The sequence below is a fragment of the Ferruginibacter sp. genome (assembly GCF_014377975.1).
Classification (GTDB): domain Bacteria; phylum Bacteroidota; class Bacteroidia; order Chitinophagales; family Chitinophagaceae; genus Ferruginibacter.
On record NZ_JACMOO010000124.1, the window covers coordinates 19,948 to 30,524 of the forward strand.

At 40.7% G+C, this 10,577-nt stretch carries 6 protein-coding genes; all 6 read left to right on the forward strand.

Features of this window, described 5'->3' with window-relative positions:
* Nucleotides 1–389: 389 nt before the first annotated feature.
* On the forward strand, nt 390–5,540 hold the full coding sequence (locus H7254_RS07255; protein WP_301932337.1) for a gliding motility-associated C-terminal domain-containing protein: 5,151 nt from the start codon (nt 390–392) through the stop codon (nt 5,538–5,540).
* Between the two features lie 61 nt (nt 5,541–5,601).
* A protein-coding gene (gene prfB, locus H7254_RS07260) for a peptide chain release factor 2 (protein WP_301932338.1) occupies nt 5,602–6,697 on the forward strand; the annotation gives its coding sequence in 2 pieces (ribosomal slippage) (nt 5,602–5,661 and nt 5,663–6,697; 1,095 coding nt in all).
* Between the two features lie 126 nt (nt 6,698–6,823).
* The gene (locus tag H7254_RS07265; protein WP_301932339.1) at nt 6,824–7,354 is read left to right on the forward strand and encodes a hypothetical protein; all 531 of its coding nucleotides are present in this window, start codon (nt 6,824–6,826) and stop codon (nt 7,352–7,354) included.
* A gap of 154 nt (nt 7,355–7,508) precedes the next feature.
* A complete protein-coding gene (pruA, locus tag H7254_RS07270; RefSeq protein ID WP_301932340.1) occupies nt 7,509–9,143 on the forward strand; it encodes an L-glutamate gamma-semialdehyde dehydrogenase in 1,635 nt (544 codons plus the stop codon).
* Nucleotides 9,144–9,350: 207 nt separating this feature from the next.
* Nucleotides 9,351–9,935: a porin family protein gene (locus H7254_RS07275; protein ID WP_301932341.1), complete on the forward strand. Its 585-nt coding sequence runs from the start codon at nt 9,351–9,353 to the stop codon at nt 9,933–9,935.
* 160 nt (nt 9,936–10,095) lie between these two features.
* Nucleotides 10,096–10,569 (forward strand): isoamylase early set domain-containing protein, encoded by a 474-nt coding sequence (locus H7254_RS07280; RefSeq protein ID WP_301932342.1) that lies wholly within the window; start codon nt 10,096–10,098, stop codon nt 10,567–10,569.
* The last annotated feature ends 8 nt before the right edge of the window (nt 10,570–10,577 follow it).

Below are 10,577 nucleotides of genomic sequence, written 5' to 3' on the forward strand. Positions count from 1 at the left end.
TAATAATAAAATTTTGTAGTAATAAAATTATCGATATGTAGTAAATCTTTTATATTACTAAAACCGACTGCTACTTTTTTAAATTATAACATCAAAAACAGAATTACTTTTCTTTTTACATATACAAAAGGAAAGTAGAATTTATTTTAAAAATGAATATCCACCGCAATAATATAGCAAAAATTTCTTTAAAAGACTGGGAACATAAATTTATTTTAATAGTTGTCTTATTATCAGCACACTTTTCAGGTAAGTTTTTCGTTATATTTTAATTAGTAAAATTTTATTAAGGGTTACTGGTATTTAGGTTAATAACTGCAATAGGTTAGTTGTATAAAACAGTACAAATTATTGCTTAAAATGAGGCCTTAAAACAGATATTCAATTTCATGAAATTTCTCCTTAACTGCTTATTTTTATTGAGCTTTTCAATTATTGTAAAAGCACAGTGCCCGGTTATTGAAGCAGCTGTGACCCATGCCTGTGGAACGAATGAAGGCATTAATGAATTTATTTTATTTACAACAACATCGGCTGCAACTGCAGGTGATTACACTTTTTATTATGGCGATAACAGCAATCCTTCAACTGGTGTGCCGGTAAATATTCTTGCCGGAATAAATACCACTGCACCTTCTGGTACGGGTACTGTTACAAGTACCAATGGTTGCACAATACACCAGGTAACTTCTTCGTCAGCTATTATACCAGCAAGCAGTCAAGTATTATTTATACCCTCCGGTTTTGATGCAAATTATGATGTAAGTTCTATCTGTTCTTTGGGCAATCTATACATTGTGTATATTGATATTTCCACTCTTCCATCAGTATGGAGTGCTGCCGGTGTGCTGGCTAATATTCCATCGGTTACCTCTTACCTGCAAATAATAAATAGTGCCGCTGGTTGTTCCGGATCCATCGTAAATTATACAAATAACTGGGCAACAGATGCAAATGGAAATACAGTTTGGTGGGATGCAGCAGGCGTTTCCAGCTACGGTAATAATGGATGTGGAATCATTGCCCCGCCGGTTACCATCAGCAATGTTGTACCAGCCCCGGTTTGTGCAGGCAGTACCACTACCACGGCAAGTTTTACTGCCACGGGTACGCCGGATGAATATTCTTTAACTTGGGATGCTACTGCCATCGCTGCAGGGTTTACAGATGTATTAAATACTTCTTTACCCAGCCCCCCCCTTACTATCGCAATACCTGCGGGGGCAATTGCAGCATCATATACCGCCAGTTTGATTGTGAAAAATAGTGTAACGGGGATAAGCAGTATTGCTCAAAATATTTCAGTAATAACTACTGCTGTAATAACACCTTTGTTTACGGCGATACCTGGTATTTGTAAAATGGATATCGCGCCGGTATTGCCATTGATTTCAATCAATGGAATACCGGGTACCTGGACCCCTGCATTGGTTAGTAATGCGGCTTCCGGAAACTATACTTTTACGCCTGCCTCAGGTTACTGCGCAACAGCCACCTCTTTACCCATAACAGTATTTCCATTGCCCACTGCCCTAATAATTGGCACTACCACCGTATGTTGGGGTACAGGCGCCAATATTATTTTTAACGGAATACCCAATGCCACTGTTACATATAATATTGATGGCGGTGTCAATCATACCATTGCTTTAAATTTTTTAGGTTTTGTTATTATTCCAACAGGAAATTTATTGGTAACCACTACTTATAATTTAGTAAGTGTAGCTTCTGCAACCTGTTCCAACTTACAAAGCGGATCAGCAATCATAAATGTTTTACCTGCTTTAACCGCAAATATAACTGCTGCCAGTGCTGTTGTGTGTGAAGGCACGGATACTAATATTTTATTCAATGGAACACCCAATGCTACTGTTACCTACGACATAAACGGTGGGACAAGCCAAACAATTTTATTGGATGCCAGCGGGGCAGCAACCGTTTCGTCTGGAAATTTATCTGCCAATACAACTTATAACCTGATAAGTGTTATGAACACAAATCTGTGCCCGCAATCACAATCGGGCTCGGTATTAATAACGGTCCATTCTTTACCCACGTGCAGTATCAGTGGTACGGTTGTTATTTGCTACGGTTCATCAACCAATATTAATTTCACCGGTACGGCAAATACAATTGTAGTGTATACTACAGATGGGGTAACCAACCAAACACTTTTATTAAATGGCAGCGGATCCGCTTCTATCAATACCGGTGTTTTGCTTGCAACGGAAACATTTAGTCTGGTTAGTATTGGTTATTCAGCAATGCCTGCCTGTACACAAAATATAACAGGTAATGCAGTTGTAACGGTGTTGCCTTTAACCCAGGTACCCATGGTAATAACGCCGGTAACTTATTGCCAGAAAGAAATGGCCATTGCGCTAAATGCCGCCGGAGATAGTTTACTATGGTACCGTGTGCCATCAGGTGGTGTTGGTATTGTTGCTGCACCAATACCCGTTACAACTGTGGCGGGCAATACAGTTTATTACGTTACCCAAACTATCAACGGATGTGAAAGTCAGCGTACAGCCTTAACCGTTACAGTTAATCCTACGCCGGCAGTTCCATCTGTTCCTTTGGGGGCATCTTATCGTTGCGGCCCTGGCATTGCAACTTTAAAGGCCAATGCACCAGGCATCGTAAAATGGTATTCGGATGCGGCCCTCACCGGTTTTCTTTTTGCAGGAACCTTGTATGAACCTACCGTTAGTGGCACTACTGATTTTTATATAACCAATACAGAGGGTAGTTGTGTAAGCCCCATAAGAACTGTAACAACAATTATTTTTCCATTGGTAATACAGGTAACTGGTTTTAGTTACAGTCCCGCTACCGTTTGCCAGGGTAGTGCGAAGCCTGTACCTGTAACAGTAACTGGATTTGTAAACGGAGGTGTTTATTCCAGTACGCCCGGGCTTTCAATACATAGTATTACCGGGGCTGTTAACCCCGCTTTAAGTGTACCCGGTACATACATTGTAAAGTATTCTTTGGGAGCCGCTCTTTGTACTCCGGCAGCCCATAGCACTGCTACCATCACTATTACTAAAAATCCTACCCCACCCACTTCTTTTTCTTATGCTTCGCCGGTTTGCAGCAGTGCTTCAAATCCTGCTCCTTTACCCGGTGCAGGTTTTACAACAAATGGTGTTTATAGTGCGGCAACAAACCTCGCCATAAATGCCTCAACAGGCGTTATTGATCTGGCATCCAGTATTGCCGGAACCTACACGGTTACCTATACATTGGCTGCAACGGCCTGTACAAATCTTGCAGTCAGTACTGCGGATATCACCATTACCATGCCCCCTGCACCAACCATTATCAATAATGCACCCCGGTGTGGCAACGGAGTTGTTACGTTAAATGTTACGGGTACAGGTACTATAAAATGGTATGGCGATTCAGCCCTCACCAAACTTTTATTTACCGGTACATCTTACTCAACTTCCGTTACGGCTACTACAAATTTTTATGTAAACAACACAGTGGCAGGGTGTATAAGTTCTGCTAAAACCGCACCGGCAGCAATAATTACTCCCACAACCCAGGTAAGTAGTTTTAGTTATACTCCTGCTGCGATATGTACAGGTGGAGCAAAGCCTGTTCCTGTTACTGCGACTGGCTTTGTAGCTGGCGGTATTTATTCGACGGCAACGACTTTATCTATCGACAATGTTACCGGCATCATTGATCCTTCAACAAGTACGCCTGGAAATTATACCGTAAAATATACCTTGCCTGTTTCTTCCTGTGCAGTTTCAAATAGCAGCATCACAAGTATTATTATCAGTAACAATCTTAAGACAGTAACAACATTTTTTTACCCTACACCGGTTTGTATTTCTTCGTCCGATCCAGCCCCGGTAACAGCCGCAGGATTTACAGGTGGGGGGATATATAGCTCAACAGCGGGGTTGGCTGTTAATGCAACAACCGGCCTTATCAACATAGCCGCAAGTGTGCCGGCAACCTATACCGTTGTGTATACTATTGCGAAAACATCCTGTAGTGCAGCTGGCAGCAGTACAGCCGGTATCACCATCAGTGGTTCTTCTCCGGCCCCGGTTACAACAGATAACCAACGCTGTGGTAATGGTGTTGTTACATTGAATGCAACCGGCAATGGTGTATTGAAATGGTATGCAGATACTTCACTATCCACACTCTTATTTTCCGGTGCATCTTATGCTCCATTCCTTACTGCAAACACCCGTTTTTATGTAACCAACACCATAGGTAATTGTGTAAGTACAGCCAGCATTGTAAAGGCCACGGTTAACCCGGTCATAAACCTGCTAACAGCTTTTAGTTATAATCCGGCATTAATTTGTGCAGGCACGGGCAATGCTGCGCCGATACCTGCAACAGGTTTTGCAACTGGGGGTGTTTATTCATCGGCGGCAGGTTTGTCAATAAACATTACCACGGGAATCATCGATCCTGTAACAAGCAAACCGGGAATGTATGTAGTAACCTATACTTTACCGGCTGCTGTTTGTGCTTTTATAAATAGCAGTACCAGCACCGTTGCAGTTGCTGATAATAGCGTGCCTTTAACCGCTTTCAGCTATGCCTCGCCCGTTTGTAAAACTGCAAATTCTGTTACACCATTACCGGCCAATGGTTTTGCCGGGGGAGGAGTTTTTACGTCCACCAATGGGCTGTCTGTTGACGCAGCAACCGGCGCAGTTAATTTAATCGCAAGTACTGCAGGAACCTATACGGTTACGTATTCTATACCTTCAACCACGTGTGCGCCAGGAGCCAGCAGTAAGGCAGATATTACCATTAATACAGCACCAGCGGCACCCGTTACAAACGGTAGTGGGCGATGTGGTAACGGAGTAGTTACCTTAACTGCAAGCGGTGCAGGAACTATAAACTGGTATTCAAGTACAACGTTAAGCAACCTTGCCGGCGCAGGAAGAAGTTACAGTGCAATAGTAAATGGTACAACAAATTATTATGTTACTGCATCCAACGAAAACTGCGCCAGTGCAGCTTCTGTGGTAACGGCCAAAGTATGGCCGCTTCCTGTACATCCATACCTTGGCAAAAATTCAACCCTGTGTGCAGGGGATAAAATTGTTTTAAATCCGGGTATCTATGATCAATACCTTTGGCAGGACAAGTCAACTTCATCGGTTTTTACAGTAAACACACCCGGTAATTATTCGGTAATAGTGAAGGGAGTAAACGGTTGCAGCGATAGCGCTGTCATAAACATCACGACTTCAAATAATTGTTCAGATAATATTTTATTTCCTACAGCGTTCAGCCCTAATGGCGATGGCTTAAATGATAACTTTGGTCCGCTTCCGCTGCGCAATCTTCCATCTTTAAAAAATTATACACTGCAAATTTATAATCGCTATGGCCAGATTATTTTTAACAGTACCAACCCCTACGAAAAATGGGATGGTATGTATAAAGGACAACTGTTTGATACGGGCAGTTTTACCTGGCGGTCTCAATACATTTATAATAGCAGTGGGCAGATAACACAGCAAGGCAACATCACAATTGTACATTAAGTAACTTATGCCTTTGCTGCGCTGTTGTTGCCCATTTAAAAATATCCCCTAAATTTGCAGTATGACAACAGAGCATTTGAAGGATATGAGAGACCGTGTGCTGGTCTTGAGGAGGTTTCTTTGACGTCGCTAACCGACAATATAAAATAGATAAAGACAAGGAACTTTCACTTTCGCCGGGGTTCTGGAATGATAATGCCCGTGCTACTTCCATTTTAAAAGAAACAAAAGTTAATGAGTACTGGGTTAATATGTACAACGATGTGGTACAGTTAACAGAAGACTTTGCCGTGTTATTTGAATTCTGGAAAGAAGGAGAAGCCACCGAAGAAGAAGTAAAGGAAGCATTTACAAATGCCAATAAAGCCATTGATGAAGCCGAGTTTAAAAGCACGTTGAATGAACCCACGGATGCCCTGCCCGCTTTGCTGCAAATTAACAGTGGAGCAGGTGGAACAGAAAGCCAGGACTGGGCAGAAATGCTGGCCCGTATGTACCGCATGTATGGTGAAAAGCAAGGCTGGACGGTAAGTGAGCTGGATTGGCAATGGGGTGATGGCGCCGGAATTAAAACCTGTACATTTCAGTTTGACGGTCCGTTTGCTTATGGATTTTTAAAAGCTGAAAGCGGTGTACACCGGCTGGTACGCATCAGTCCATTTGATAGCAATGCCCGCCGGCATACCAGTTTTGCCAGTGTATATGTGTATCCATTAATTGATGATAGTATTGAAATAACTGTTAATCCTGCGGATGTGGAATGGGCTTTTTTTAGAAGCGGTGGCAGTGGCGGACAAAATGTAAATAAAGTGGAAACCGCTGTTCGGTTAACGCATAAACCCAGCGGTTTTATTGTTGAATGTCAGCAGGCACGTACCCAGGGTGAAAACAGGGATAAGGCAATGGCGATGCTAAAGAGCCGCCTGTACGAAGAAGAAATGCGCAAACGCCAGGTAGCACTGGATGCTACCAATAGCAGCAAAAAGAAAATAGAGTGGGGCAGCCAGATACGGAGCTATGTTTTTCATCCATATAAAATGATCAAAGACCATCGTACAGATTTTGAAGTTGGTAATGTAGGCCCGGTAATGGATGGTGAGCTGGACGGATTTATTAAGGCATACCTGATGAGTGAAAAAGAGGTGGAAAGTTCTTAAATCTTTTCTATTCAATGGATCATTATTTTGTATGTATCAAATTTTATTGCCGGAACAACTAAATGTTTTGTAACAATTGTTTTAATTTTCTTTTTTTATCCATCGTTGATTATTTAAAAAAATAAAATGAAAAAATATATTTCATTGATCCCCATTTTCGCCGTTCTGTTGGTATGTTGTAACCAGCCTTCCAAAGAAACGGTATCCGAAAAAATTGCACCAACTGATATTACAGTGATGAGTGTTGATAGTGAGTTGGTAAAAGTAAGTGCATTGTCACCAGCAGAATTAAAAGATGACTCAGTGTTTACAGATGGCAGCATTCCAACAAGCTGGAAGATAGCTGGGGTCAGCAATGTAAAAGGTTTAAAATTATTTATAAAGCAATTGCAGCAATGGGTAATTACCAATGATAAAGAAATGCTGGCATCGGCTGTTCAATACCCCTTAAACAATACCATCAAAACAAAAGAAGGCCTTATAGTTAATTATGATGCAGTATTTACAAAACAGGTAAAGCTATCGCTGGCTACTACTAATTTCAGCCAGCTTTTTCGAAACAGCCAGGGAGTAATGCTGGATGCAGGAAAAATATGGCTTGCACAAAAGGGTAATAATTTTAAAATCATCGCTATTAATTATGGTGGTGAAAAATAGAACTTTAATACAGATATAATTATTGCAATATATTTTTTGCTCCTCAAAAAAGATTAAAAATACTAATTGTCCGGGAGTAAAGCCGGGCTAGGTTGATTTCATTTTGTAACAATTTTCAAACTTCCATTCAGGGAATAGTGTAAAAATATTTCATATGCAATACGGAGACTTTTATTATACCATGCCGGTAAATGAACCGGTGCTGAATTATGCACCTGGGTCAAGGGAAAAATCAGCATTAAAAAAAGTGTTGAAACAATTAAAAAACGAGGTAGCAGATATACCCTTGTACATTGGTGGCGAAGAAGTCCGCACCGGTAAAAAAACAGCCATCCATCCTCCGCATGAGCATAAACATTTGCTGGGTAATTTTCACAATGGGGACGCTAGCCATGTAAAAAATGCCATTGCCGCTGCTTTAAAAGCTAAATACAACTGGGCCAATATGGCCTGGGAAAACAGGGCAAATATATTTTTAAAAGCCGCAGATTTATTAGCCACAAAATACCGTGCACACATTGTAGCCACTACCATGTTGGGGCAAAGTAAAAATGCTTACCAGGCCGAGATTGATGCGGCCTGCGAACTGATAGATTTCTTACGGTTTAATGTTCATTTTTTAAGTGACATTTATCGCCAGCAACCCATTAGTAGTCCGGGTATGAACAATCGGGTAGAATATCGTTCGCTGGAAGGTTTTGTACTGGCAGTATCGCCTTTTAATTTTACAGCCATTGGCGGTAATCTGCCCACTAGTGCTGCCATGTGTGGTAATGTAGTTGTTTGGAAACCGGCGCAGGCACAGTTGTACAGTGCCCGGATTTTTATGCTCATTTTAAAGGAGGCTGGGTTGCCGGATGGTGTAATTAATCTTGTAATAGTGGATGGTCCGGTTTTGGGTGAAGTTTGTTTTGCACATCCTGACTTTGCAGGGGTACATTTTACCGGAAGTACCGGAGTATTTAATCATTTCTGGAAAACCATTGGTGCCAATATGGGTAAGTATAAATCTTACCCACGCATCGTCGGTGAAACGGGTGGAAAGGATTTTGTGATTGCACATAAATCTGCCGATCCGGACGTAGTAGTAACTGCCCTGGCAAGAGGTGCATTTGAATACCAGGGGCAAAAATGCAGTGCTGCTTCAAGGGCATATATTCCATCTAATATTGCTGAGGAAGTAAAGAAGAAACTGGTAGCCATGTTAAAAACAATGAAGATGGGTACAACAGAAGATTTTACCAATTTTATCAATGCAGTAATTGATGAAAAAAGTTTTGATAAACTGGAAGGTTATATTAAAGCAGCAAAGAAAAAAGGCAGCGTTGTAAAAATAATCGCCGGAGGTAATTGTGATAAATCAAAAGGATATTTTATTGAACCTACTGTAATAGAAACAGCCGATCCGAAATATGTTACCATGTGCGAAGAATTGTTCGGGCCCATATTAACGCTGCATGTGTATGATGAAAACAAATATGAGGAAGCGCTTCAACTGGTTGATTCCACTTCTCCTTATGCCCTTACAGGTGCTATTATTGCTCAAGACAGGTATGCGGTTGAATTAGCCGTTAACCGGTTACGAAACTGCGCCGGTAATTTTTATATCAACGATAAACCCACCGGTGCCGTAGTTGGCCAGCAACCATTTGGTGGTGCAAGAGGCAGTGGGACCAACGATAAAGCAGGAAGTATGTTAAATTTGTATCGTTGGTTAAGTGCAAGAACCATTAAAGAAACCTTTGTACCCGTAACCGATTACAAGTATCCTTTTATGGGAGAAAAATGACGTTGAATTCAGAATATTTTAAACCGCTTGCATAAATGGTAAGCGGTTTTTTTATATAATTAATTTTATAAAGCTGATTGAGGAATGATTACCTCAATAGCAGAAACGTTTACTCAGTATTATTCAATGTCAACCTGTTCTGCCCTACAAGTTTCAAGTGGCACATAATTTGGCTAAGGCACTTTATTATTAATCAAATTACAAAAAATGAAAAAAGTATTTTTATTGTTAACCCTCGTTTCGGGTTCGTTATTGCTAAGGGCGCAACAGGTAGAATTGGGATTAAAAGGAGGGCTAAATGTAGCTACAATAAGTTATCCATCTACTAATTCAAACGTCGATCCCCGGATCTCTGTAAATCTCGGGGGGCTGGCGCACATTCATTTATCAAAAGAATTTGCTTTGCAGCCGGAATTGCTTTTTTCTGGTCAGGGATATAAGCAAACCATATCAAATGTAAAGTATAAAACCAATCTTAATTATGTACAGTTGCCCATACTGTTGCAGTATATGATAGGTACAGGCTTCAGGATTGAAACCGGCCCACAGTTTGGAGCTTTGTTATCTGCCAAGTCTAAATCCGGCGATGTAAGTGTAGATGTAAAAGACCAGTATAAAAAAATTGATGCTGCCTGGGTTTTCGGAGCCGGATATTTAACCAACACTGGTTTTGGTATCGACGCAAGGTATAACCTTGGTCTTGGTAAAATCAATAATAACAATGATGCTAAGATCAGCAATCGTGTTTTTGCTGTGGGTATATTTTACCAGTTTAAGGAGATGCACCATTAATTATAAATAAGAATGCACATATTAATATGTGGAAAACTTCTTATAAACTCTAGAGTTACTAAATGAACCTTTTTGTATTAAGCAGTAATTTAAACATATATTTAATATACTGCAATCAGGTAAAAAAGAGAGCTGCAGTGTTCACCTAACAAAACAAATTATGGCTAAGAAAGTGACCTTTACATTATCCGCAGAAGTAGCAGGGGACGCAACCTCAGGTCTTTTGCTGGGGGAATTTAATAACTGGAATTATAATGACGGTATTAGCTTGAAAAAGCAAAAAGATGGTTCCATGACAGCAACTGCCACCCTGGAATCAGGTAAAAAATACGAGTACCGTTATTTATTAAATGATGGAAGGTGGGTAAATGACCACAGCGCAGATCACTATGTTCATATTTCTGGTTTACAGGTTGATAACTGTGTAATTACTGTGGCCAGAGACGTAAAGGAAACTAAAACTCTAGCGAAAGCTTTAACGGAATCAGCAGTTACGTTGGTTGCTGAAAAAGTAAAAGCTCCTGCAAAAAAAGCTGCTGTAGTAAAAAAAAAGACAATAGCGTCAAAAACGGCAGCTCCAAAAGCTATTTCAACTAAAACAAAGCCAGCCGATAAGAAACATGGCCAGATATAGAGTCAGTT

Coding starts and splice junctions, on each gene's coding strand:
- H7254_RS07280 (WP_301932342.1), top strand. CDS start 10,096: ATGGCTAAGAAAGTGACCTTTACATTATCCGCAGAAGTAGCAGGGGAC.
- pruA (WP_301932340.1), top strand. CDS start 7,509: ATGCAATACGGAGACTTTTATTATACCATGCCGGTAAATGAACCGGTG.
- H7254_RS07275 (WP_301932341.1), top strand. CDS start 9,351: ATGAAAAAAGTATTTTTATTGTTAACCCTCGTTTCGGGTTCGTTATTG.
- H7254_RS07255 (WP_301932337.1), top strand. CDS start 390: ATGAAATTTCTCCTTAACTGCTTATTTTTATTGAGCTTTTCAATTATT.
- H7254_RS07265 (WP_301932339.1), top strand. CDS start 6,824: ATGAAAAAATATATTTCATTGATCCCCATTTTCGCCGTTCTGTTGGTA.